Consider the following 25,872-nt stretch of genomic DNA (forward strand, 5'->3'; position numbering starts at 1 on the left):
GAGATAGTTTCGGAATACATGGTTTCCTCATTCCTATCTTCTGTTGTAAAGTTGAAATTTGTATTATAAATTCCCTGTGTTTTCATGCCGAAGGCATTTATCACAGAACTTGTCGCGCGCCCCCGTTACTTGAAGAAGATATTTTTTCTATTTCAAGTAATTGATATAAATTGGTCTTTATTTAGCCACTGTTTCAGCAGGAGTAATAGCTTCATTTGGAAAATACGTTGTTTTTATTTTAGTAATAAACCAATTTGTTCTATTAGGATCTGGATTCTTTTCAACAGTAATAACCTTATATCCTCTTCCAAAGTTTGCATATGAAGTTAATAGATCATATGCAATTGTATATCTTACTTTTGAATCGCTAATCTTATTTACTTTTACAAAATGAACATTGCCAACCCACGGACTTGATTGTCCAGTCACCCAACCCTTTTCTTCAAACTCTTTCTGTGTACGTTTCTGAAGAGACGGCGAAAGCACGGCATATTGTACGGCACCACTTCGATTCTTCACGCCCAATATCCATAATTCTACTGCTTGTTTAGGGTTTTCCGTTTGCAAACCATAAATAAATGAAATAAGTTGACTATCCAATATCCCCCATCACCTTTTCGAACATACTTTCTAATAAGATATGTTTCGAAGGACTTCCGAATTCAGATATTGGCCCGATTGCTATATAGGCGTAATCTTAATCGGCAACTTTTGCCCTAAGTTTAACCACTGTGTATCCTATCTACTGTTCCCAATATCCGACTTGGAACAAATTCACTTATTGTCTAGAAAGGGAAGAAGTATAGTTTCTACCCATATATGAAATTTAGTTTGAGCCTCTTCATAATCATTTGTCTTAAAAATCAGTACACCGAAATCATTATCTATTTCATATTCTGAACCCAGCAGCTTTTGTACATCTTCATCATCTATGTGATTAAAAAAGACATCCCAAGTACCTTCCTCATTTTCAAATCCAATAGCTTCTATACAATATTTCCCTTCGTAATAACCAACGTGCCAATGCCCTTCCCCCACTGACCAAACCCCCAATACATTTCACATCTTTATAACTCTTAGTCCACACATAAACTTAAATGGATTATAGTCCTATACAATAAACAAAGTGGCCCTCTTGTTGAACCAAACCAGACCCCTCCTTTGGAATCCCAGCTCCACGGTAACGGAGGAAAAAGGACAATCCACTTAATTTAACGGAAATCCTTCCTTCATTTCATACAATTCAAAGTCATCCTCATGAATAACAACCGAGATTACAGTAGTTCCTTTTTTAAAGAAGTTAGCATGTCCCATTTGTTCTTCTTTCAATAGTTCCCACCCCCACAAATTAATCTCTTCAAAATACTCACTGGGTGGATAGAGTCCTTGTTCTCCTCCGATGTTCTTCAACCGATATTTTTTGCCCTTTTCAATAGTAGAATTGTCGAATTGTACGTCGCTTGACTTTGCAGTAGCCGGAACTGGAAACTCTTCATTTATTCCTGCTTTTTTATAACCATCAGTCTTGTCACTGGAAGGCGAACAGCCAACCAGACACAACACCACCACCAACAACAGTAGATAGAATCGATCTTTGTAAGTTTTCATCATTTCACCCTTCGACCTTTTTTCGTTACACTTACTTTCCTATCAGCTAAACTTTTCACCTTATAATGGCCCGTTAACGGTATACCGGCTTTATTACAAATAGCCGAGTTTGTATAACAAGTATAACATTTCCATTTCTGAAAAGTACATTTATTATCCGTATGATAGGAGCGGTAAATGTATTGTCACTCACTGGTATTATCTATTTTACTTCTCTGCCTCCTTTGTATTGCCTCATAATTATTTTCATAATCAATCTGTCAAAATGTTGGTCAAGATTGATTTTAAAAGAATTGGGGAGGAAAAGGGATGTCAGATTTTAAATTTGCAAAGCACCAAGATACATTTGAGACCCAAAAACGTCATTACGACAGAAAAGTTGATATTGAAAATAAGATGGGGGAGATCCCAAGACAATATGAGGGGGATATTCGTAGGTTCAAAGAATATTGCACCAATACTAGCCAACAAATTGGAACAGAGGCGCTGCTTGATTATTTATATATATCGTTGACCATACAAAGAATAAAAAAAACGACATGGGAACGTAGACTGGCAGCTATTAGAAAATACTTAAGTGTAATGCATAGTATAGAATTTAAAGGAGAGGCTAGAGTTGCATACGAGCTTTCAGCGATGCGGAAAATGTATCGTGAAGATGAATATGCTCATTTAATTCAGGTTCGAGGAAAATCAGCCATTGATAAGAGAGAATTGATGGATACTCTTAATAAGCTACCAATAAGAGCAAAAGCAATTTGTTTAGTTAATCTTGTAACTGCTAACCGACCTAATGAAATGGTTCGTTTAAAAATATCAGACTTTGATTTAAAAAACAGATCCGTTCATGTTTATTTGAAGAAACAAAAAAGGTGGCATACTAAACGGCTCACACCAGAAGTTATTATTGCAATTGAAGAATATATACATGAATACAATCTTAATTCAGACGATTACTTTGTAGGAAGAGTATATAAGAATGAACGCTATGAGAGCGCAGTTATTAGTGAAATAGGCTATTGTAAGGCTTTGAAGCGGTGGACTGGGGGACTTACCGGATACAATTTCAGAAAAAGCCAGGTGGTAGCGATGCACACAGCAGGTGCAGATTTACCAACTATCGCGCAACAAACGGGACATAAATCACTTGAAACTTTAGTTCAGCATTATCTAACGATATCTGAGACAACTTTGGACAAATATTTATAGGTATATACGAGATATAAACTTGGTTATTATAAAACTGTTAAATTCCGAAACTTTAAAGCAATCGTTGTAAGTATATAAAAAAACCTCTTTTGCCATTCTCGGTAAAGGAGGTTTTAAGAGTTTCTTCTATTATAATGTGCTCGATGTTTCATCTTCGAGTGCTTTCACTAATTTATAAAAACTAGTTTTCTTAACCCCAGCTTCCTGCATTGCTTGCACGGCTGTTAATTCTTTAGCTTTCCATTTCCTATAAACCTCTTTAAACTCTTCTGAAAGCAGAACTTTAGGTCTTCCAAACTTAACCCCATTTTGCAACGCCAAATCAATTCCTTCACGCTGCCGTTTTCGAATGCGTTCTCGTTCCTCTTCAGCCATCCAGGAAAGGATCTGCAAAACTAAATCCGCGATAAAGGTTCCCATGCTGTCTTTATATTGCGTCGTATCGAGTAAAGGCATATCCATGACAACAATATCGGCTTCGATGTTCTTCGTCAGGTCATTCCATTCCTGCAGGATTTCTTCTTTGTTCCGACCAAATCGATCCAGCGAATGGATATACAATACGTCACCTTTTCGGATAATCCGTTTAAGCAATTGATAGTTTACACGTTCAAAGTTCTTTCCGCTTTGCTTATCCAAATAAATATCGCGTTCATTAATATCTAACTTTTTCATAGCATCCAATTGCCGACCTTCATTTTGATCTTTACTGCTGACTCGTATGTAACCAAATTTGCGTTGTTCCATAATTCACCTCGAAAAAAGATTCTTTTCCCTCATTATACCTGAAAAGCGTCCGTGAAAGTATGTGCAAATTAATGAACGTTCGTAAAGTGTTTCGATACATTTATGGACGTTCTTTTCGCTGTTTTTGAATCCTTTTTAAAGCGTTCATAAAAGTGTGATTTTACGAACGCTGATATTTCACCTGCATTATCATTTGTTCAAATAAGAGATGCTGTGTAAGACACAACTCCAAATAGTGTCCGACTTGTACCATGCACAAGCAGCAAAACAAGATAATTATACATAAGACTAACCGTTTCCTCATATGGAAAGATGGTGTCCTGCCTTTAGAGTTAGGGATGCCTGCATCAGAAACAAACACAAAAAGTTAACACACAAAGCATGTAAAAAAGCAGCAAAGAGAGCCAATGGCTTGCCTTCGCTGCTTTTTTAATTAAAATTTATTTCGAAAGAAGGGAGTTTTTTTCAAAGAGATGGACAGCGGGATGGCAATCAGCAACCCGACCCCGCATTGAATGAGGTCCCCTGGGATGGATGCGAGGGGTGCCGCCCAATTGTTGTACATGATGGCTTGCCCGATGTAGTACACGGCGAGCATAACAGGCGTGGACGCAACGGCTGCCAGGATATTGAGCAGTGTATTTTCTCCCCGATAACCATTTGACCATGCGATTTTACCGACGATGTAGCCTTGCAACGCACGAGCGATGATGGTCGTGGGCGCCCAGATCATCCAGCCGCCGAAAATATCGAACAAGCCCATCCCGATCGCTCCAGCAAGCGCTCCCTTTTTAGGGCCGAATAGAATGGAAACGGTGAAAAGCGCTGCTGTCCCTAAATGGATGAGGCCGCCTTGTCCTATTGGAAGCTTGATGTTAATGAAGACAGTGGACAGTAATACAATGGTCGACAGGATGGCTGTCAGCACTAAATCCATCGTGTTTGTGCGTATTTGGGTTGATGTTTGGCGTTCTATCTTTTGCATGGGGGGATCCATCTCCTCGTGTTATGGAAAGTTGATAATTCTTATTTTACTGAATGGCTGACCATCATGAAAGTGTCAGTTTGATTAAAATGTTAGGGGTCAGTGATGAGAGGAAGAAATTGAGATTTTCTGTATTCTTGGTTTCCCTTTCTTATGGTACGATGGAAAAAGTGAAAGTACCGAAGAGTTAGGAGGGCATCTATTGAAAAAGGTTGCGATTATCCAGGACATGTCTTCTTTTGGAAAATGCTCGCTGACAGCGGCCATTCCGGTATTATCTGTCATGGGGGTACAGGCAGTTCCTCTGCCTACTGCCATTTTAACGTCACAGACAGAGTATCCCAGCTATTTTTGCGAAGATTTAACGGCGAAGATGACTCATTTCACAGACGAGTGGCACAAGATGGGTGCTGCGTTTGATGGTATTCATACGGGTTTTGTGACAGGAAAAGAGCAGATTGAAAATATTTTTTCTTTTTTACATATGTTCCACAAGGAAGAGACGACGCTTCTTGTGGATCCGGTAATGGGTGACAGGGGACAAATGTATGATGTGTTTACTAGCAAGTTGATTGGCTATATGAAGGAACTGGTGAAGCGTGCAGATGTCATTACACCGAACGTGACAGAATGCTGTTTACTGACAGGTCTGTCGTATGACAAGCTGCAAACGTACCGGACGAATAAGGATTATGTAGCGGCGATTGAGGAGGCTGGCTGGCAACTGCAGTCAGATACTAACGCCAAGGTCATCATTACCGGTTTGAATCCGCCAGCCCTTTCAGGAACAAGAAGCGTCGGCAATATGTACATCGATGGCGCCAGCTCTTATATGAGACTTCAAGAATATAACGGCAAGAGTTATTCCGGAACGGGTGATCTGTTTGCCTCTGTCATGATGGGCGGTTTGATGCGCGGTCAGGATACCTTAGAGACCATGGAGCTTGCAGAGAAGTTTTTAACTGCCGCAATCCAGTCGACATCTGAAGAGCGTATTCCCACAGTGGCCGGCGTAAACTTTGAATCGTATTTGCGGATGCTGTTGTAACAAGAGTGTGTGTGCAACATTGAATTCATTGTTGTACAGGCACTTCAAACTATTAAAATGCTGTCACGTCCTATTTGGCCAAATAATTGTATGATATAATCGTGATTAATTACAGAATTATTCATCAATTTTTTATCTTTTAAAATCATTGCATGATACGATTCTGAATTTCGTTGATGTTGTTCCGTACTCTAACCCAACTAACTCTCGACAGAACCCTGCCAGTTTCTGTTGAAAGTTTTGGTTGTGTTTGATTTTTAAATTTAGTACCTATTCAGAGGTTAGAATAAAACTATGGACCTTTCCAGTAAGAAAAAATTTCAGATGAAAAAGGAGAACGTGTTATGCAGAATGTAGATCAGCGAACATCGATTAAAGAAGAAATGGATGTCATTATTCATTTATCTGAAGAGCCGGTTGTCTTACAAAAACGGATGGCGGAGCTGAGTGGAATCTTTTTCACTGTGGAGGACACAAAAAAGGCAGAAGCAGCAGTGAATGTACAACAACAGCAAGTCATTCAGGAAATGAATACAGGAAATATCCGATATAAAAACATACATACATATAAAACAGTGCTGAATGCTATTTCCACAACCATTGACTCAAAGGATAAAGACCAACTTCTTTCTATAAAAGGTGTACTCCACATTGAACTGAACGTGGAAGCCAAAGCAATGGGATTGGCTTCAGCACCTAGTGATACTGTAATGGGAACGGAAGGCGATCCTGTCTATTCGGAGATAAAGGCACTCTGGAACGAGGGACTTGAAGGGCAAGGCGTTAAGGTGGCGGTGCTGGATTCAGGGATTGATAAAAATCATCCGGATTTAAAAGCTGCGTATAAGGGAGGGAGAAACTTTGTTGATCAATCCGATCCTGAAAAATATAGTTGTCTAAGAGCTGATGACGATCCTTCCGAAACGTCTCCAGATGAACGTCCAATCCAGGCGCCTGAAAAGTATCCATCCACAGGCGCTCCTTTTGCAACCCATCATGGAACGCATGTTGCAGGAATTCTTGCTGGTAACAATAGAAATGGTGTTAAAGGCGTGGCGCCGAAAGTTGACCTCTACGCCTACCGTGTACTTGGCGCTTATACAGGTGGAGATATATCGACGATCATCAAAGGCATTGAAGAAGCGGTTCTCCAAAAGATGGACATCATTAATCTTTCAATTAGCGATGACAGTGACTTGGAAAGTCATGCATTGTCCATTGCTATTAACAACGCAGTCCTAGCTGGAGTGGTTGCGATCAGCACTGCTGGTAACACCGGATCGGTTCGAGGGACGGTTCGGGCTCCGGGAACATCTAGATTAGGTATTTCCGTAGGGAATTCGACTTTATCAGATGAAGTGGACAGTTCGAGCTCCCGTGGACCTTCAAGACCAAACTTTGATATTAAACCGGACATTGTAGCGCCGGGTACAGAAATCTTATCCACTATGCCACGATACGGTGTAGAGGGCTCTTTGGAATATGAGGGTGCATACAAACAGGAAACAGGAACATCCCAGTCAGCTCCTTATATCGCCGGCGTTGCTGCACTTATTAAGCAAGCCCATCCAAAATGGACACCCTATGATATTAAAGTGGCTCTCTCAAATACCGCTAAAGTACTTAATACAAAAACCTATACTGTATTTGACCAAGGCGCTGGACGTGTTCAGCCATATGCAGCTGTTCATCCTGCTATTCTGGCATACACAACTGAAGAAGTGGATGTAAACGGCGCAGGAAAAATAGTTGAAAACAAAAAGGGGACAGTAACTTTCGGAGCTGTTCCATTAACCGAGAACGTTTCAATTACAAAAACAATTGTTGTGAAAGATAGTAAAGGAGATGGCGGAATTTACGACGTACAAGTCCATACTACATACCCTTTTCAAGGCGCAAAGGTAACAGTCGATCAGTCATCGTTCATATTAGACGGTGAGTGTTTGCTTCAGGTAACGTTAACGGCTTGTGAAAATGAACACCCAAAATATCGTGATGAAATTTTAGGTTACATTCATATTGTAAAACAGGATCAAACCGTTGAAGTGTCTCTGCCGTTCGCTGCAGACTTTAGCGATGGAGCTACCGTCACGCCCGCTATTGAGGAATTTAGTATAACCAAGAAGGATATCTCTTTTAGCAACGTTGAAGTAGAAGATACAGTTCATGTCACATTATCGATTACTAGTGATTTATCTTACCCGTCTCTTGAAATTATTGACTATATTTCAAAAGAGCCGATTGATAGTTTGTTTTATGATAATGGGATGAGTTTAGGTACACGTAAATTCCCGGTTAACCGTAACTACACCTCCTCTTGGACAATGCAAGACACGACGCTTCAGGACGGTATCTATTCTGTCGATTTTACAGGAGCGGCAAAATCCACACTTCTTACAAATAGCATAGGACCTGTTTTTATCAAATCTATGAACCCTATCATAGAAGGATCAATTGACGGTTTACATCTTTCAGGACAAATAACCGACCAATATATCGACTTCAATAATACTTTAATAGAACACGGGAATGGATTTGACTTGAATGATAAACTACACGCCTTTTATAGTGTCACCATTGAAAAGAAAACAGGTAGACAAGTACCTTTCCTATTGAACCAAGACGGTAGCTATTCAGTCAAACTGGACTCCTATCAGGCTGAAAAGAATTTCGTTACTATTGTCATTACAGATGAGGCTGGAAATACGACTGAAAAATTGTTGTCTTAAGTACTAGCGATTGTAAGTTCAGGGGAACTGGATGACAGGTGATAGATAGTCCGTTCCAATTGAAAAACGTCAACTCCTATTCGGGAGTTGGCGTTTTTGTTAGAAATCAGATTGAAGTAAATGATTATTGATGTTCTTTATAGTTCTCTCTAATTCCTAAAGAGTAAACACTATGAGATTAGACGCATACGAGAAACAAATCAAGGCTTCTTCAATTGCTTAATCTCCGCTAACTCTTCCTGTAACTCTCTTCCTATTTCTTTAAGCATTTCACCCCTGGTGGCATTAGTCGGATTGATGATCTCAACCCTAGAAAAGATGTATCTGATCAGCGACGTTAAATGTTTTCGCATAATTAACCTCCATTCGAATTGTTGTATTGTCATCATCGCATAAGTAAACTAATACTAAGGAAATATTCCCTTATAAGGGAAAGGTGGAGAGGAATTGATAGTAGGAAAAGTATTTAAAGAGATACGATTGGCAAGAGGGATTACCCTTCAACACTTGGCTGATGATTATGTATCTAAATCTACAATTTCCAGGTTTGAGAGGGATGAAGCGGATCTGACGGTAGAGAAACTAGTTCACATGTTGGATAAAATGAAGATTTCGATGCGGGAATTTGAATTTCTTACAAAGAGAGCACATGGCACCATCCCTTCGTTAGAACTGTTGCCTAAAGCTGTAATGGAAAGTGATCCTGAAAGCTTACAGAAATTAGCTAGTGAAGAATGGAATCGGTTTAAAGAAACCGGTAGCAATTACTCTAAGCTGTCCGCTATTGTATTAGACGCTCATTACAAGAGCCTTGATGGTAGGGAGAAAGAAATAAACGAAAGGTATATTAACCATTTAACGGATTACTTGTTTCAGTGCGAACTTTGGACCCAATTTGATTTGGTGTTATTCGGAAATTCTATTTCGTATCTTCCTATTGAAACGTCCATTGTTTTATCCAAAGAACTCATTAAAAAGACAGAAGAGTTTCATAGTGATCGACAAAGCTTTGAAACTCTTATTAATACTCTAGTAAATATAACGCTGGTTTGCATTGAACAAGATAAAATGGAAGCTGCAGAAGATTTTATAGTGACACTAAAAAATCTTGCTATAGATGAAACGTTTTTTCTGGAAAAGGTAATATTCAAATTCGCAATTGGATTGTTCTTGATAAAAAATGGAGAAATTGAGCAAGGGGAAGAACAAGCTAATGAAGCACTACTAGCGATGAAATTTGCTGATGCACCTAAAATGGAAATTATCTTTCGTACTATTTATGAAAGAATTAGAGAACAAGAGTGATAGTGTAATCAGCAAACAAGAATGTTTAATTGTCCATGATTGTTTGAACAAACACAATAGTTTCGTGCACAGATCCTCAATACTACAATCACAAAAACTACCTAAATTGCAGATGAAATACAAGCAAAGGTACCGATAGACAAAGTATATGCAGTCGTTGAGTTGTTTCAATAAACCTATCTCTATCAACTATCCGCATTTAAATCTATAATACGAGTAGAGATTAGTAAAGGAGCGGATTACTATGAAAACCATTCAGCAGCGCAATCACGTGAAGATAATAGGGCAAGGTGAGCAAACCATCCTATTGGCTCATGGATTCGGGTGCGATCAGAGTATGTGGCAGTACATAGCACCAGCTTTGGCGGAGCAATACCGAGTCGTGCTGTTCGATTATGTGGGCGCAGGCGATTCAGATATTACAGCTTATCACTCCGAAAAATACAGTTCGGCTCATGGCTATAAGCAAGATATTTTAGACATCATTGACGAGTTGGAATTGAAGGACATCCACTTTGTAGGACATTCAGTAAGTTCGATGATTGGCATGCTCGCTGCAATTGAGAGACCGGAATGCTTTAAGAAGTTCGTCATGATTGGACCTTCTCCGTGCTATATCAATGAGCCAGGGTATACGGGCGGATTCGAAGCGAGTGACATTGCGGACTTGCTGACGATGATGGAAATGAATTTTACCGGATGGGCGAACTATTTAGCGCCTGTCGTAACGGATCCGGCGAAAGATCCTCAGCTGACAAAGAGTTTGGAGCAGAGTTTCGTCTCGGTAAATCCTCAAATTGCACGGGAATTTGCCGAAATGACGTTTATGTCCGATCATCGCGAAAGTTTAGTATCGATGACTGTGCCGACACTTATAATTCAATGCTCGGATGACAGTATTGTGCCTATAGAAGTAGGCGAATACTTGCATGCCCATTTGCCAGCAAGCACGCTGCACATTATGCAGGTTAAAGGTCATTATCCACATATGAGCAACCCGACAGAAACGAAAAAACTGATAGAAGAGTTTATTGCTAACTAATGCTGAAGAGGATGATTTGTAGTGGAGGAACGGTTAAAAGAAGCGCCATGCGGTTTTATTAGTATTGATCAAAGCGGCTGTATCAATGAAGTGAATACTCGCTTTCTAACATGGATGGGCTATCAGGAAGAAGAAATGGTCGGAAAGCACATGGAGACTTTGTTAACAAAAGTCAATCGTATGTTCTTCCATACGTACTTTTTTCCAACGATACAGCTGCATAACTCTGTGGAGGAATTTTATATCAATCTAACAAATGCAGCTGGTGAATCCATACCTGTTCTTTTAAATGCGAGACGATATGTGCATGAGGGTGTACCTGTCATTGACTGTTTGTTCATCCAGATGAAGCAGCGAATCGATTATGAACTGGAACTGCGTTCTCTTCAGAAAACGACTGAAAAGGCGTATCTTGATAGGGAAGAAGCGTTTGCTCAATTAGAAAAAGTGTATGTAGAAATCGCAAGGAAGCAAGGCGAGATTTTGGAAATGAATAATGAACTCTTGAAATTATCCAATACAGATAAGCTGACGAATATCTCGAACAGACGCTTTTTCCAAAAAGAGTTAGAACGTCATATTGATCTATATACTGAAGAAGGAATTGTGTTCTCGTTATTGATGGTGGACATTGATCACTTCAAGAATGTCAATGACACATATGGGCATCTTGCTGGTGATAGCGTTCTAGTTCAACTAGCGGGACTACTGACGCAAGAAATTGGTCTTGCGAATCGGGTAGCGCGTTTAGGCGGTGAAGAGTTCGTCATCATTCTGCCAGGAACGAATGCTGAAGAGTCACTTCAACTTGCTGTTAAGCTTAATAAGGCAGTAGAAAATGCAAACTGGGAAATTATCCATCGATTAACCGTTAGTATTGGAGCATCTACATTTTCAGAGAGCGACACCGAAGTCACCATTTTAAATTGTGTGGATCAGGCGCTTTACAGGGCTAAAGGAAATGGCCGCAATTGCTCAATTCATTATCACGAGATAAGGTAAAGACTTCTAATGTGAAACAACTTTCATCCACAGGGTTCATTGAACTAGCATCAGCACCTAAATGGATAAATGCAGTACCATCATTTAGATACCGCTACAAAAAACGGGACAATTAGCTGGAGATAAACAAATTGAAGAGTATAACAAAAACAGGTGAAATAGAGAGGGTGGAATAGAATTGAAGAAGTTTCAAATAGCTGTAGATGGCACTACTTTTCACGGATGTGAATATGGGGATAACAGCCTTCCTTCACTTGTTTGTCTTCACGGAATGACTGGGGATTTAAATAGTTTTTATGGGCTTATTGAATACCTGAAAAATGATTTTCATCTCATTCTTATAGATAACGCAGGACATGGCGAAACTGAATCCTTAAAACTGGAGGAGGATTATATGTTTTCCTCCTTAGCAAAGAGTATGTATCAAGTAATACAAAAGATTACGAATAAACCTTTTTACATGTTGGGACATTCTTGGGGAGCAGACCTGTGCCTAAGCGTAGCAAAAATCTTTCCGACTCAGGTAAAAGGCGTTATTTTATTAGATGGAGGATATGCGTTTCCTGAACATGTTGATGGACTGACAGAGGAAAAAGCCTTAGTAGATTGGAAGGAATATGTTGAGTCCAGTAACTATGGTTCTTGGGACGAAGTGGTCAAAGAATACCAAAGTTACACAACAAAGCAATGGGATACAAATCTTGATTCATTGATAGCATCTAGCTTTAAAAAGGTTAACGATAACTATGTATTTAAGTCTGATGTTTTCAGTATTCAAGCAATTATTAAGGCATTCTATAAAGAGCCTTGTTCGACTACTTTTGATAGTATTCAGTGCCCTGTTTTATTACTGCATGCAACAATTGAAGCGACTGATTCAGCCCGGAAAAACGGAGTACAGGAAATTAAAAAAGGCATTCAAGTAGTAAAGGTAGTAGGAATAGAAAACACTCAACACCACCTTCATTGGGACGATCCTGAAAAAGTTGCTAATGAAATTCTGTTGTGGAAACAAGAAAGCAATCACGAAGTTTATTAACAACGTCTTCCTTTTCTCCTAAATTACAGTTATAAAAAAAGATAGTTAAAAGAGCCTTGTTAATTTATTTAACAAGGCTCTTTTTGTATTTCATTAAGTATCTATTTAAACCCTCCAAATTGTTTAGCATCCCATGGCTCTTGGATATCCGAAGCGTATTTTTCGACGGCAATGAATCTATACACCAATTTCTCATCTTCAAACGAATAGAACGATTGATATTCCTCCTTAATGTTCTTTATCTGGAGATTGTGAGAAGAAGTTCGATAGAAATAGAAAATATATCTTAGGTAGCTATTGACAAGAAATTAAAACTAACCTATTATTTAGTGGGAATGATTATCATTATCATTTGAATAACGATAGAGTTGATAACAAGTACAAGGGAGAATCATAAATTGAGAAAATTATTACTACCTTTCATTATCATGTGCGTACTAATTATTAGTGCCTGTGGCAATAGCACAAAGGATCAGGCAGCAGGGGATGCAAATAAAAAGGATGAAAGTGAAACAATTACATATCAATCTGAAAACGGACCTATAGAAGTGCCCGCTCATCCGAAAAGAGTCGTAGTTTTGACTGGTAATGCAGGTGACCTAATCTCATTTGGCATTAATATCGTAGGGGTGGACGAATGGTCTAAGGCAAGTCCATTATTTAAAGATCAATTAAAAGATGTTACAACTGTTTCAGATGAGGATCTAGAGAAAATTATTGAATTAAAACCAGATTTAATTATTGGAGATAGTGATAATAATAACCTAGATAGAATGAAGAAAATTGCCCCAACAGTTACCTATACGTATAATAAAGTTGATTATTTAACACAGCATTTAGAAATTGGTAAATTGGTAAACAAAGAAAAAGAAGCTCAAGACTGGATTGATGACTTCAAAAAACGTGCAACTACTGTAGGGAATGAAATTAAAGCAAAAGTTGGCGAAAATGCAACGGTGACTGTAATGGAAAGTTACGATAAAGATATAGGTATTCTTGGGAACAGCTGGGGAAGAGGCACGGAGGTTCTCTATCAAGCAATGGGTATGAAAATGCCTGAAAAAGTAAAAGAAATGACAAGTAAAGAAGGATACTACATGATTTCCTCAGAAGTATTACCTGACTATGTTGGGGACTACTTGGTTGTAAGTAAATACAATGACCAAGATAACTCTTATCAAGAGACAGAATTATATAAAGAAATGCCAGCAGTGAAGAATGACCATGTAATTGAAGTGGATGGAAATGCCTTTATGTTTAACGATTCTATAACTTTAGATTACCAACTGAAACATTTTGAAGAACAATTTTTAAAATAGGCTGCGTTAAGAGATCGCTGCTATAAATAATATGGAAAACGCGGTGTCGAAGGACCGATCTATTATTAATTTCAAAGCAATAAACTTTACGGAAGAGCCTTAGAATAAAATAAAACAGAGAACGCAGAATGTGATACTTTAGCATTCTGTGTTCTTTTTCGTTGAAATTATGTCAAAGCATGTTCTGGATACCAAACAGTCTATAGTTAAAAGAGTATGATGATTGAATAGAATAAGTGGTTAGTTTTGAACTCTTTTTCATTCGCTGGGCAGCAATGCGGTACCATGGAGATGGACAAGTTATTGTATTATGGATAATAGAACGACTGCCACAATCACTATTTAAAATATTTAAATGAAGGAGAATTTCATGACTTGGAGCAAATTAAAGAAAAATTTGGAAGGTTTTCTCTGTCCTGCACTAAATGGAAGAGTTGAATACCGCGCAAGCAGCTATCGTTATTTACCGGATAAAGCAGGGATTTGTTATATTGCGGTAGATAAAAAGAATGTACTCAATATGAATGATATAAGTTCCTCAATCACATGGTATCAAACGGAGCTAGAAATTAAGAATGATTCAGCTATCCAAATTCCTATTAGCAATGATGAAATCGAAGCGGTAAGAAACGAGACCAAGGGAATGGTCCCGGAGGATCGTCTACAAGTAATTGCGAGGGGGAGAAAATTATCAGATCATGCAAAGGAGCTTTTGTCAGCGCAGTCATCCTTAAGTAAATCAAACTTTATCGTTGTAGCGAATAAGTTCTTATCTACTCCTATAGAGGAGAGTGTAGAGAGCAATGACATCCTATTAAATATTCTAGCATTGGTGGACAGGAGGGTGGGGAAAAAACGAATTTTAAACATGAAGGAGAAAATTAAGTTAAAGCATCCAATTGTTCAGTACTTTTATGAATTACGGCTTAATACGTTGTGATAATAAAGGGTACCCTTAGGACTAACAAGCACAATAGTTTCGAGAATAGGTACTCACAGTTCTAATTTCCAGTCCCCCAATGGTTTAAGTGCTACGGAGCTAAGCGTTACCCATTTTACGATAGAAGCACTACTGCTACGAATGACTAGTCTACGCAAGAACTACATTCCATCTAAGACACAATCTATCTATGCTCAGACTTAAGACTGATTTGAATTTCATGCAAACGGCTGGCAAATTTGTGCAGGAAATCGGATATGATAAAGTCAAAGGGAAAGGGGTGTTCTATATGCGGAAGCTTATAGTGGCAGTAATCGTAGTGGGGATACTAGGTGCTATCGGGATTTGGGGATATAATTGGTTCTTTTCGGGGAAACAGGTCAGTGACATTTTAATCGAAAAGGATGACGTAAAATCACTGAACGCTAATATACAGATTGGCTTTGCGAATGTATCTATTACGGATGGTAAGGATGCCTGGGTCAAAGGTACAGTTGACACGAACAAGAAAAAATTGAGACCCACAGTTTCTTATAAGAAGAAAGGTACTGTCGGCAGCGCTGTCATCAAGCAAAAAGGAAAATTATTTACCGGGTTAGGGAACATCCGGAACGATTGGGACCTCGAGCTGACAAATGAGATACCAGTCAACTTGAATATTGAGATGGGTGTCTCTGACTCGACACTAAACCTGTCAGGCATCCAACTCAGCAAGTTATCGATCGAAGCAGGTTTAAGCGATGCAACCATCGATTTAAGCGGTGACTGGAAAGATAGCTTCAACGCCGACATCGATCTTGGACTCGGTGATGCGACGATCCTTTTACCAGCAAACACCGGGGTCAAACTGATTGTTTCAAAAGGAATCGCAGGCCTTGATGCCAAAGGCTTCACTTCTGAGGGGAAAGGCATCTATGTGAATGATTCTTATGGAAATAGTGATGTAGTGATTGAGATGAAGATTGATGTTGGAATAGGCGATTTGAAGATTAAACTTGTAGATTGAATAGGAAAATGATGAAAGCTCTTCACCTCTCTTTCTTTAATTAAGAAGAGGGTTTTTTTATTTTTAGTTGGGCTACATATACAGGCACTAATCAGAAATAAGTCTACGCGACCGGCTTTGTGAAAGCTAGCAAGGAGAGTAATAAATTTGTGGAAAACAGTGGTTTCTTAGAAGGATGTGGTTATTGCAAGGTGCAACAAACAATCATGAATGTTTAAACAAACTTATTGACTACCAAAAATTGACGTGCTATTATTACCTTGAATTCAAAGTAATTAATTCTTCACGATCAACAGACGGAGAAATTACGAAGGATGAACTTCTTGCATATAACACTCAAGAGTAACTTGCATAAGAAAGTATCAGGTATCAGCGAAATTAGCTTGGAAGTTCAAGCTATTTATTTTTTGCTTATATATCCTTAATTCAAGATAATTTTATAAGGTTAGAAGGAGGAGAATAGCATGAACGGTTTGAAAGGCATTCACCACGTGACGGCTATTACGAGCAGTGCGGAAAAAAATTATGAGTTTTTCACATACACTTTAGGCATGCGGTTAGTAAAGAAAACGGTGAATCAGGATGACATTCGGACGTATCATCTGTTCTTTGCGGACGATACAGGATCAGCCGGTACAGATATGACATTTTTCGATTTCCCTGGCATTCAAAAAGGGACTCATGGCACGAATGAGATTTACAAAACTGCTTTTCGTGTCCCGACAAATGCAGCATTGGAATACTGGGTAAAGCGCTTTGAAAAATACGACGTGGCCCATACGGCAATCCAAGAAGTTTTTGGTAAAAAAACTATTTCATTCACCGATTTTGACGATCAACACTATATGTTGATATCTGATGAGCACAACACTGGTATCGCATCAGGTACTCCTTGGCAGCACGGTCCTGTGCCTCTTGAATTTGCAATTACGGGATTAGGGCCGATCCACATTCGGATTTCACAGTTTGACTATTTTAAAGAAGTGCTTGAAAAGGTCATGTTGTTTAAAGAAGTGGCAGCAGAAGGATCTCTGCATTTGTTTGAAGTGGGGGAAGGCGGGAATGGAGCGCAAGTGATTGTGGAGCACAACACGTCACTTCCGGATGGCCGCCAAGGATACGGAACGGTACACCATACCGCTTTCCGAGTGGAAGATACAAAGGTGTTGAACGAGTGGATAGATCGGTTGCAATCATTTGGTTTAAACAATTCCGGATATGTAGATCGATTTTTCTTTGAATCCCTATACGCTCGTGTAGCTCCTGGAATTCTTTTTGAATGGGCAACAGATGGGCCTGGATTCATGGGGGATGAACCTTATGAAACCGTTGGTGAGATTTTGTCGCTGCCACCATTTTTGGAAGGAAAACGAGAACAAATCGAGGCGATTGTCCGGCCGATCAACACCGTACGTAGCACAATCCAGATCGAAAAAGAGTATTTGTAAAGAAAAGGGGGCCCATTATGCAGCATGTATTTAGAAGAGGAACTAGTGCCAAAAAGCCGGTGTTATTGTTGCTGCACGGCACAGGTGGTACGGAGCATGACTTGTTGTCGTTAGCGGAACTAGTTGACTCTGAAGCTTCCGTGCTCAGTGTGCGTGGGAATGTATTAGAGAATGGGTTGCCTCGTTTCTTTAAACGGTTAGCAGAAGGTGTTTTTGACGAACAAGATTTGGTCTTCCGAACGAAAGAACTGAAAGAGTTCTTAACACAGGCGGCAATTGACCATCAATTCGATCCGTCAAATATCGTTGCTATTGGGTATTCAAATGGCGCTAATATTGCAGCTAGTCTACTATTCCACTATGCCGATGCAGTAAAGGGAGCTATTCTACATCATCCGATGGTGCCAATTCGCAATGTCCCTATGCCAGATCTAACAGGGATTCATGTATGGATTGGAGCGGGAGCAAACGACCCGATTTGTACCCAGGAAGAATCGGTTGAGTTGAAAGACTTGTTGGAAGAAGCAGGTGCATCGGTTGGAATCCATTGGGAGCATGCAGGACATCAGCTGACAACGGCGGAAGTGAAAGTCGCAAAATCTAGGTATGAACAAATTTTTCGGTAAAGATTCAAGAGAATCAACTATAAATTGGAGGAAATTCAAATGACAAAATGGACAGTAGATCAATCGCACTCAACAGTAGGTTTTGAAGTGAAACACATGATGGTATCTAAAGTGAAAGGCCAGTTTGACGGGTACACTGCTACAGTTGAGGCGGCCGACTTAACGGATCTTACAACTGCTTCAATTGCTTTCGATTTCGACGTTACAAGCATTAATACACATTCAGCAGATCGGGATAATCACTTGAAGTCAGCAGATTTCTTTGACGCAGAGAACTTTTCGAACATCACATTCCAATCTACTTCCATTGTGAAAAAAGGTGACGATTACAAAGTAACGGGTGACTTAACGATTAAAGGCATCACAAAACCGGTAACTTTTGACGTGGAATTTGGCGGCAAGGGGACGAATCCATGGGGTGTAGAAGTATATGGTTTCGAAGCGGAAGCGAAGATCAACCGAGAAGAGTTTGGTCTGACTTGGAATACTGCTCTTGAAACAGGCGGTGTACTTGTTGGCAAAGACATCAAAATCAATATCGAAATGCAAGTAAACCCAGCGTCTTAATTCAGTAGCGAAGCTATAATTTTTGTAAACTAACTATGATTTTCTAGCTAGAAGATTAGGGTGTTTACGCAACTACAACAAAATCCCTCCTGCCAAATCCAACGATAATGGAATTGGCAGGGGGGATTTTTTGTGCAATGAACGTTTGAGACATAGGCACATATATTGGAATATCGAGAATTTACATTGGTGTAGTAAAAGAGAACGAAGAGATAGGGGATAGGGGATCAAGATAGAACCGATAGATGATTCAACGGACGAGTCATTGAAACATACAAATAGAGGGACGAAGAGGAGGTATGAAGTGATTTCAATCAGTTTATGTATGATTGTTAAGAATGAAGAAGATACGATTGTCCGTTGCTTAGAGTCTATTAAGGATATTGTGGATGAAATCAATATCATAGATACAGGGTCAACCGATCAAACAAAAGAAGTGTTAAAAAAATATACCAATCGTATTTATGATTTTGAATGGGTCCATGATTTTGCAAAGGCGAGAAATTATGCTTTTCAACAAGCAACAAAAGATTACATTTTATGGTTGGATGCGGACGATGTGTTTTTGCCGGAGGATCAAAAAAAGCTGAAAGAATTAAAAGGGAGTCTCGATTTAACAACTGATTCGGTGACGATGGACTATAACCTTTCAACCGATCAGCACGGGAATGTCCTAACGCGATTGAAACGAAATCGTTTAGTGAAACGTACAAATCAGTTTCAATGGATTGGGGCTGTTCATGAATATTTAGAAGTATATGGGGCTATTGTTCACAGCGATGTTGCCGTTACACATCATAGTGTACGTCATGATACGAATCGGAATTTGCTTATTTATGAAAAGCAATTAGCCAACCGTGTGGAGTTCTCGCCACGAGATTTATTTTACTTTGCCAATGAATTGAAAGACCATCAAATGTATTTACGAGCAATTGAGTTTTATGAAAGGTTCCTTTTAACAGAGAAAGGGTGGATAGAAGATAATATTTCGGCATGTGGAAGACTAGCGGATTGTTTTTTGGAGCTAGGGGACTATAAGAAAGAATTAGAGTCTAATTTAAGATCTTTTCAATATGATCATCCACGCCCCGAGTTTTGTTGCCGGTTAGGTTTCTATTTCTTAAAAAAGAAGGAATTACACGCAGCAATTTTCTGGTACACGCTGGCAACCGAAATTACGCTATCTAGCCAAAATCTTGGTTTGCAGTCTCCTCAATTTTCGACCTGGCTCCCTCACTTACAACTCTGTGTTTGTTTCGATCAGTTAGGTCAACATAAAATCGCTTATGAACATAACGAAAAGGCGAGACAGTATAGACCGGATGATTCAAGAATTCTTCAAAACAAAGAGTATTTAGAGTCTGTTCTTATAGAAGGGCTTGAGCAAAATGAATGAGATATCGCGTGTCCTTGTGGGGTGTCCTGTCCATCAGAAGCCAGCTATTTTAAAAGAATTTCTAACATCCCTTCAGCGGTTACATCAACCAAAAATTGAGCTAACCTTTCTATTCTTCGATGATAACCAAGATGAGCTATCTAAACAATTACTCACGCAATTCGCAAACGAGAACCAAAATGTTACCGTACGATCTTCTAATTATAACGACGACTATTTATCGGATGAAAATACCCATTATTGGAATGAACATCTTGTTTGGAAAGTCGCAAATATGAAAGATCAAATTATTCAACATGCATTAGAGGAAGACTATGATTATTTGTTTTTTGTTGATTCGGATATTCTTCTGTATCCACAAACCATTGAGCACCTGATTTCTTCTGAAAAAGATATAATCTCTGAAATATTTTGGACTAAATGGCAGACAGAAGCTCATGAACAGCCTCAGGTATGGATTAGTGATGTATATACACAGTGGGAACAAGTAAGAGGTGAACACTTATCTGATGAAGAAAAAAACACACGTTACCAAGAGTTTTTACAGAAAATGAGGACACCTGGAATACACCAAGTAGGCGGTTTAGGCGCATGTACGTTAATAAGCAAAAAAGCGTTGAAAGCTGGAGTAAACTTTAAAGAGATCCGGAACTTATCGTTTTGGGGAGAGGATCGGCATTTTTGCGTTCGTGCTGCTGCGTTAGGATTTCCTTTATATGTAGATACTTATTTCCCTGCATATCATATTTATCGTGCAAGTGACCTTGAAGGGGCTGAGGAGTTTCTCGGAAAAACAGCAACTGTCCCAAAGTTAACACTTTCGATGATTGTCAAAAATGAAAGTGACCGTTATTTAAGGCAGACATTAACTGAACTTAGGAAGTATATCCATGAAGCTACTATTATCGATGATGGCAGTACGGACAATACTGCAGAACTTTGTATCGAATTACTAGATGGAATTCCGCTGAATCTAGTTCGAAATGAAACATCCAAGTTCTCCAATGAAATTGAACTAAGGAAACAGCAATGGTCTGAGACACTAAAAACGAATCCGGAATGGATACTAAATTTAGACGCAGATGAGGTTTTTGAAACTAAATTTGTCCAAGAAATTTCTCACTTGATTTCTCGTAAGGACATAGATGTATATTGTTTTCGGTTATTCGATTTTTGGGATGATGCTCATTATAGAGAGGATCCATTATGGCAAGCTCATACCGTTTATCGTCCATTTCTTATTCGATATCGAAAAGACTTTGAGTATACGTGGAAGGAAACACCCCAGCATTGCGGACGGTTCCCAGCTAATATATTTGAACTGAAGCACGAACTATCTAACTTGCGTTTAAAGCATTTAGGGTGGGCAAAGGAAGAGGATCGCTTGGATAAATTCAATCGTTATCAACAGTTAGATCCAGATGGGATTTATGGGGATAAGGCCCAATATCAATCCATACTAGATCCTTCTCCAAATCTCATTCGATGGACGGAATAGGATACAGCAAATATTTTTGTAGCAGAATGCACATGAAAATAAGAGCAAGTCAACCGGGTTGCTATGGTTGACCTGCTCTTCATTTGTGTTTAAAAGTGACATGCTTAGTTCAAGATGTTTTTACAATTCTTGAATGACCCGGAGTCTAAATTTCAAGTAAGGTGAATTTACCTTGTGTTAAAGTGCACTATATCTTGCATCAGTTAATTGCAATACCTGCGCTTGCGTAACCTACTACTGTGTTTACTAACGACAAACCAGTAGCACTGGCTGAAAACACCAGTAATAAACGTTCTTGAGGTGCAACTGCAATGGATAAACCATTCGTAAGACCTCTACTAATCGAACCAAGTGAAATAGCACCTGTGAGAGGTGGAGCTAAGGTTACAACGGCTCCAGGTATTGGACTGAAAATGTTATTTGGAGTGGATGATTTATACAATTGAGCTGTAATCGTTACAGATGATCCTACAAGAGAGAGTGCCGCAGTTACGCTGAAGTATGCAGAAATTGACGTAATTGTTCCAGCACGTGGAACTGAGAAGGCAAAGTTCAGAAGAGTGCCCGATGCACCTGTAAGGTCAATAGTTCCTCCAGCAAGACTAACGCTGCTGACTGAACTTCCAAATCCTACAAGGCTAGTTGTACCAACTAAACCGCCTAGTACAGTGGTAAGTGTGGAAGGAAGACCAGATGAAAATGGAATGATAGCACCTGATCCAGCTACACCTGTTGCACCGGTTACGCCAGTAGCCCCGGTTGTTCCAGTGGCGCCAGTAGCACCCGTTACACCTCTTTCGCCGGTAACCCCAGTTGCACCGGTTAATCCAGCAGTACCAGTTGTACCCGTAGCGCCAGTAGATCCGGTTGCACCGGTTAATCCAGCAGTACCAGTTGTACCCGTAGCGCCGGTAGATCCGGTTGCACCGGTTACGCCAGTAGCCCCGGTTGTTCCAGTGGCGCCAGTAGCACCCGTTACACCTCTTTCGCCGGTAACCCCAGTTGCACCGGTTAATCCAGCAGTACCAGTTGTACCGGTAGCGCCGGTAGATCCGGTTGCACCGGTTAATCCAGTAGCACCCGTTACACCTCTTTCGCCGGTAACCCCAGTTGCACCGGTTAATCCAGCAGTACCAGTTGTACCGGTAGCGCCGGTAGATCCAGTTGCACCGGTTAATCCAGCAGTACCAGTTGTACCGGTAGCGCCGGTAGATCCGGTAGCACCGGTTAATCCAGCAGTACCAGTTGTACCCGTAGCGCCGGTAGATCCGGTTGCACCAGCTAATCCTGTAGTACCAGTTGTACCAGTAGCACCCGTAGGACCAGTGTTGCCTGTAGTTCCGGTAGAACCAGTAGCTCCAGTAGCTCCAGTAGCTCCGATAGATCCGGTAGCCCCAGTCGCGCCAGTGTCGCCAGTTGAACCAGTAGCGCCAGTCGAGCCAGTGTCGCCAGTTGAACCAGTAGCGCCAGTCGAGCCAGTGTCGCCAGTTGAACCAGTAGCGCCAGTCACGCCAGTGTTGCCAGTAGAACCGGTAGCCCCAGTATCACCAGTAGCTCCGATAGATCCGGTAGCCCCAGTCGCGCCAGTGTCGCCAGTAGAACCAGTAGCTCCAATATCGCCAGTAGCTCCAGTAGATCCGGTAGCCCCGGTATCGCCAGTCGAGCCAGTCGAGCCAGTCGAGCCAGTGTCGCCAGTAGAACCGGTAGCGCCAGTCGAGCCAGTGTCGCCAGTAGAACCGGTAGCCCCAATATCGCCAGTAGCTCCAGTAGCTCCAGTAGATCCGGTAGCCCCGGTATCGCCAGTAGCTCCGATAGATCCGGTAGCTCCAGTCACGCCAGTGTCGCCAGTAGAACCGGTAGCACCAGTATCACCAGTAGCTCCAGTTAATCCGGTAGCGCCAGTCGAGCCGGTGTCGCCAGTCGAACCGGTAGCACCAGTATCACCAGTAGCTCCGATAGATCCGGTAGCTCCAGTTGCGCCAGTGTCGCCAGTTGAACCGGTAGCCCCGGTAGCCCCGATATCGCCAGTAGCTCCAGCTGAACCGGTAGCCCCGGTATCACCAGTAGCTCCAGTAGAACCGGTAGCCCCGGTATCACCAGTAGCTCCGATAGATCCGGTAGCCCCGATATCGCCAGTAGCTCCAGTAGAACCGGTAGCACCAGTATCACCAGTAGCTCCGATAGATCCGGTAGCTCCAGTTGCGCCAGTGTCGCCAGTAGAACCGGTAGCCCCGATATCGCCAGTAGCTCCGATAGATCCGGTAGCTCCAGTCGAGCCAGTGTCGCCAGTAGAACCGGTAGCTCCAGTCGAGCCAGTGTCGCCAGTTGAACCAGTAGCGCCAGTCGAGCCAGTGTCGCCAGTTGAACCAGTAGCGCCAGTCGAGCCAGTGTCGCCAGTTGAACCAGTAGCGCCAGTCACGCCAGTGTCGCCAGTAGAACCGGTAGCCCCAGTATCACCAGTAGCTCCGATAGATCCGGTAGCCCCAGTCGAGCCAGTGTCGCCAGTGGCTCCAGTAGAACCGGTAGCCCCGGTATCGCCAGTCGAGCCAGTGTCGCCAGTAGAACCGGTAGCCCCAATATCGCCAGTAGCGCCAGTCGAGCCGGTAGCTCCAATATCGCCAGTAGCTCCAGTAGAACCGGTAGCCCCGGTATCGCCAGTAGCTCCGATAGAACCGGTAGCTCCAGTCACGCCAGTGTCGCCAGTAGAACCGGTAGCTCCAGTATCACCAGTAGCTCCGATAGATCCGGTAGCCCCAGTCGAGCCAGTGTCGCCAGTTGAACCAGTAGCTCCAGTAGCTCCAGTTAATCCGGTAGCACCAATTTCACCAGTAGCTCCAATAGAACCGGTAGCCCCGGTATCGCCAGTAGCTCCGATAGAACCGGTAGCCCCGATATCGCCAGTAGCTCCAGTATCACCAGTAGCTCCGATAGATCCGGTAGCCCCAGTCGCGCCAGTGTCGCCAGTAGAACCGGTAGCCCCAGTATCACCAGTAGCTCCGATAGATCCGGTAGCCCCAGTCGCGCCAGTGTCGCCAGTTGAACCAGTAGCTCCAATATCGCCAGTAGCTCCAGTAGCTCCAGTTAATCCGGTAGCACCAATTTCACCAGTAGCTCCAGTAGAACCAGTAGCCCCGGTATCGCCAGTAGCTCCGATAGAACCGGTAGCCCCGATATCGCCAGTAGCTCCAGTAGAACCGGTAGCCCCGATATCGCCAGTAGCACCAGTAGCTCCGATAGATCCGGTAGCGCCAGTCGAGCCAGTGTCGCCAGTAGAACCGGTAGCACCAATATCGCCAGTAGCGCCAGTCGAGCCAGTGTCGCCAGTAGAACCGGTAGCTCCAATATCACCAGTAGCTCCGATAGAACCGGTAGCTCCAGTCACGCCAGTGTCGCCAGTTGAACCGGTAGCCCCAGTATCACCAGTAGCTCCGATAGATCCGGTAGCCCCGGTATCGCCAGTAGCTCCAGTAGATCCGGTCGCGCCAGTGTCGCCAGTAGCTCCAGTAGATCCGGTTGCCCCAGTATCGCCGGTAGCTCCAGTAGATCCGGTTGCCCCAGTGTCGCCAGCAGGCCCAGTAGATCCGGTCGCGCCAGTGTCGCCAGCAGGCCCAGTAGATCCGGTCGCGCCAGTGTCGCCAGCAGGCCCAGTAGATCCGGTCGCGCCAGTGTCGCCAGTAGCTCCAGTAGCCCCAGTTGCTCCAGTGTCGCCAGTTGAACCGGTAGCTCCAATAGCCCCAGTAGATCCAGTAACTCCAGTAGATCCAGTAGCACCACCAGATGGACCTGTTGCGCCAGTAGCCCCAGTAGCCCCAGTAGCGCCAGTATGACCTCGTCTACACCTGCACGGGTCGTAATCGTATTCGCAACAGTTATTACATCCCTTACACTCATTGCATTTATTAGATCTATTCGAGTTACGATAACTGTATTTATGATAATTCATTTTTTTCACCTCCCTTCCGTAACAGTCTATTCAAGCAATAGTTGAGCGGACGGGCTAGCAGCTGGTTGTATTAGAACGTATTCAATTATAAAGACGGATACATGTGTCAAAAACCTAGGCGACTGTTTAAACGCTGTGAAAATGTCTAGCACACCGTAACCAAATGAAAAAAGCAAATAGAAGGGCTGGAACTGAATGAAAAGCTAGACGAAACGGACGAGTTAATGGATCTCAAGAATTGACGCTACTTACAGGGAAGTATGACATCGAACCTCAATTCACATGATGGACAATTGCAACCAATCTCTTAGTTGTTGATTATTATCGATTGCTTCAAGGACATTAATGATACGTTTGGTCATATGACGGGGACCGGGTATGGCAGGAGAACTGGAAGAGGAGACTAAAAAGGAAG

At 41.6% G+C, this 25,872-nt stretch carries 21 protein-coding genes; 15 read left to right on the plus strand and 6 right to left on the minus strand.

All coding sequences use genetic code 11. From position 1 onward, the window contains the following. Positions 1-177 precede the first annotated feature (177 nt). The 3 genes from DVB69_RS14445 to DVB69_RS14455 form a co-directional block, all read right to left on the minus strand. A complete protein-coding gene (locus DVB69_RS14445) occupies positions 178-600 on the minus strand; it encodes a hypothetical protein (protein WP_116019824.1) in 423 nt (140 codons plus the stop codon). 174 nt (positions 601-774) lie between these two features. Continuing rightward, the gene (locus DVB69_RS14450; protein WP_158541102.1) at positions 775-1,038 is read right to left on the minus strand and encodes a DUF3986 family protein; all 264 of its coding nucleotides are present in this window, start codon (positions 1,036-1,038) and stop codon (positions 775-777) included. A gap of 168 nt (positions 1,039-1,206) precedes the next feature. Beyond that, positions 1,207-1,611, minus strand: a complete 405-nt coding sequence (locus tag DVB69_RS14455) for a hypothetical protein (RefSeq protein WP_116019826.1) — start codon at positions 1,609-1,611, stop codon at positions 1,207-1,209. A gap of 306 nt (positions 1,612-1,917) precedes the next feature. On the opposite strand from DVB69_RS14455, the gene DVB69_RS14460 reads away from it, so the two are divergent. Further along, on the plus strand, positions 1,918-2,817 hold the full coding sequence (locus DVB69_RS14460) for a tyrosine-type recombinase/integrase (protein WP_116019827.1): 900 nt from the start codon (positions 1,918-1,920) through the stop codon (positions 2,815-2,817). A gap of 129 nt (positions 2,818-2,946) precedes the next feature. Here DVB69_RS14460 and DVB69_RS14465 read toward each other — a convergent pair whose 3' ends face one another. Both DVB69_RS14465 and DVB69_RS14470 read right to left on the minus strand, forming a co-directional pair. Beyond that, positions 2,947-3,564, minus strand: coding sequence for a recombinase family protein (locus DVB69_RS14465; protein ID WP_116019828.1), 618 nt, complete (start codon positions 3,562-3,564; stop codon positions 2,947-2,949). A gap of 433 nt (positions 3,565-3,997) precedes the next feature. Beyond that, positions 3,998-4,549: an ECF transporter S component gene (locus DVB69_RS14470; protein WP_116019829.1), complete on the minus strand. Its 552-nt coding sequence runs from the start codon at positions 4,547-4,549 to the stop codon at positions 3,998-4,000. Between the two features lie 202 nt (positions 4,550-4,751). Here DVB69_RS14470 and DVB69_RS14475 point away from each other — a divergent pair, with 202 nt between their 5' ends. The 14 genes from DVB69_RS14475 to DVB69_RS14540 all read left to right on the plus strand — a co-directional run bounded on the left by DVB69_RS14475 (position 4,752) and on the right by DVB69_RS14540 (position 21,514). After that, positions 4,752-5,597, plus strand: coding sequence for a pyridoxamine kinase (locus tag DVB69_RS14475; RefSeq protein ID WP_116019830.1), 846 nt, complete (start codon positions 4,752-4,754; stop codon positions 5,595-5,597). Positions 5,598-5,941: 344 nt separating this feature from the next. After that, on the plus strand, positions 5,942-8,326 hold the full coding sequence (locus tag DVB69_RS14480; RefSeq protein WP_116019831.1) for a S8 family peptidase: 2,385 nt from the start codon (positions 5,942-5,944) through the stop codon (positions 8,324-8,326). A 447-nt stretch (positions 8,327-8,773) separates the two neighbouring features. Then, entirely contained in the window at positions 8,774-9,631 is an 858-nt protein-coding gene (locus tag DVB69_RS14485) for a helix-turn-helix domain-containing protein (RefSeq protein WP_116019832.1), read from the plus strand. Positions 9,632-9,875: 244 nt separating this feature from the next. Continuing rightward, entirely contained in the window at positions 9,876-10,673 is a 798-nt protein-coding gene (locus tag DVB69_RS14490) for an alpha/beta fold hydrolase (protein WP_116019833.1), read from the plus strand. Positions 10,674-10,694: 21 nt separating this feature from the next. Further along, positions 10,695-11,675: a sensor domain-containing diguanylate cyclase gene (locus DVB69_RS14495; protein ID WP_116019834.1), complete on the plus strand. Its 981-nt coding sequence runs from the start codon at positions 10,695-10,697 to the stop codon at positions 11,673-11,675. 178 nt (positions 11,676-11,853) lie between these two features. Further along, positions 11,854-12,714, plus strand: a complete 861-nt coding sequence (locus DVB69_RS14500) for an alpha/beta fold hydrolase (RefSeq protein WP_116019835.1) — start codon at positions 11,854-11,856, stop codon at positions 12,712-12,714. Positions 12,715-13,112: 398 nt separating this feature from the next. Continuing rightward, entirely contained in the window at positions 13,113-14,033 is a 921-nt protein-coding gene (locus DVB69_RS14505) for an iron-hydroxamate ABC transporter substrate-binding protein (RefSeq protein WP_116019836.1), read from the plus strand. A 370-nt stretch (positions 14,034-14,403) separates the two neighbouring features. Then, positions 14,404-14,973, plus strand: coding sequence for an SF0329 family protein (locus DVB69_RS14510; RefSeq protein WP_116019837.1), 570 nt, complete (start codon positions 14,404-14,406; stop codon positions 14,971-14,973). A gap of 289 nt (positions 14,974-15,262) precedes the next feature. Further along, the gene (locus DVB69_RS14515; protein WP_158541103.1) at positions 15,263-15,979 is read left to right on the plus strand and encodes a toast rack family protein; all 717 of its coding nucleotides are present in this window, start codon (positions 15,263-15,265) and stop codon (positions 15,977-15,979) included. A 464-nt stretch (positions 15,980-16,443) separates the two neighbouring features. Then, complete coding sequence (locus DVB69_RS14520; RefSeq protein WP_116019839.1) at positions 16,444-17,427, plus strand: ring-cleaving dioxygenase; 984 nt, start codon at positions 16,444-16,446, stop codon at positions 17,425-17,427. Positions 17,428-17,441: 14 nt separating this feature from the next. Next, positions 17,442-18,053, plus strand: a complete 612-nt coding sequence (locus tag DVB69_RS14525) for an alpha/beta hydrolase (protein WP_116019840.1) — start codon at positions 17,442-17,444, stop codon at positions 18,051-18,053. A gap of 39 nt (positions 18,054-18,092) precedes the next feature. Then, a complete protein-coding gene (locus tag DVB69_RS14530) occupies positions 18,093-18,620 on the plus strand; it encodes a YceI family protein (RefSeq protein ID WP_116019841.1) in 528 nt (175 codons plus the stop codon). Between the two features lie 304 nt (positions 18,621-18,924). Further along, a complete protein-coding gene (locus DVB69_RS14535; RefSeq protein WP_116019842.1) occupies positions 18,925-20,016 on the plus strand; it encodes a glycosyltransferase family 2 protein in 1,092 nt (363 codons plus the stop codon). Beyond that, positions 20,009-21,514 (plus strand): glycosyltransferase family 2 protein, encoded by a 1,506-nt coding sequence (locus DVB69_RS14540; RefSeq protein ID WP_116019843.1) that lies wholly within the window; start codon positions 20,009-20,011, stop codon positions 21,512-21,514. The genes DVB69_RS14535 and DVB69_RS14540 overlap by 8 nt, the downstream gene beginning before the upstream one ends. A gap of 199 nt (positions 21,515-21,713) precedes the next feature. On the opposite strand, the gene DVB69_RS17995 is transcribed toward DVB69_RS14540, so the two are convergent. Next, a complete protein-coding gene (locus DVB69_RS17995; RefSeq protein WP_147300780.1) occupies positions 21,714-25,457 on the minus strand; it encodes a collagen-like protein in 3,744 nt (1,247 codons plus the stop codon). Positions 25,458-25,872: the final 415 nt, after the last annotated feature.

The sequence above is a fragment of the Sporosarcina sp. BI001-red genome (genome assembly GCF_003384035.1).
Classification (GTDB): Bacteria; Bacillota; Bacilli; order Bacillales_A; family Planococcaceae; genus Sporosarcina.

Excerpts from the sequence above, each read along its gene's own strand:
- DVB69_RS14465 (WP_116019828.1), bottom strand. The coding sequence starts at position 3,564 with ATGGAACAACGCAAATTTGGTTACATACGAGTCAGCAGTAAAGATCAA.
- DVB69_RS14515 (WP_158541103.1), top strand. The coding sequence starts at position 15,263 with ATGCGGAAGCTTATAGTGGCAGTAATCGTAGTGGGGATACTAGGTGCT.
- DVB69_RS14470 (WP_116019829.1), bottom strand. The coding sequence starts at position 4,549 with ATGCAAAAGATAGAACGCCAAACATCAACCCAAATACGCACAAACACG.
- DVB69_RS14540 (WP_116019843.1), top strand. The coding sequence starts at position 20,009 with ATGAATGAGATATCGCGTGTCCTTGTGGGGTGTCCTGTCCATCAGAAG.
- DVB69_RS14460 (WP_116019827.1), top strand. The coding sequence starts at position 1,918 with ATGTCAGATTTTAAATTTGCAAAGCACCAAGATACATTTGAGACCCAA.
- DVB69_RS17995 (WP_147300780.1), bottom strand. The coding sequence starts at position 25,457 with ATGAATTATCATAAATACAGTTATCGTAACTCGAATAGATCTAATAAA.
- DVB69_RS14510 (WP_116019837.1), top strand. The coding sequence starts at position 14,404 with ATGACTTGGAGCAAATTAAAGAAAAATTTGGAAGGTTTTCTCTGTCCT.
- DVB69_RS14520 (WP_116019839.1), top strand. The coding sequence starts at position 16,444 with ATGAACGGTTTGAAAGGCATTCACCACGTGACGGCTATTACGAGCAGT.
- DVB69_RS14490 (WP_116019833.1), top strand. The coding sequence starts at position 9,876 with ATGAAAACCATTCAGCAGCGCAATCACGTGAAGATAATAGGGCAAGGT.
- DVB69_RS14455 (WP_116019826.1), bottom strand. The coding sequence starts at position 1,611 with ATGATGAAAACTTACAAAGATCGATTCTATCTACTGTTGTTGGTGGTG.
- DVB69_RS14480 (WP_116019831.1), top strand. The coding sequence starts at position 5,942 with ATGCAGAATGTAGATCAGCGAACATCGATTAAAGAAGAAATGGATGTC.
- DVB69_RS14530 (WP_116019841.1), top strand. The coding sequence starts at position 18,093 with ATGACAAAATGGACAGTAGATCAATCGCACTCAACAGTAGGTTTTGAA.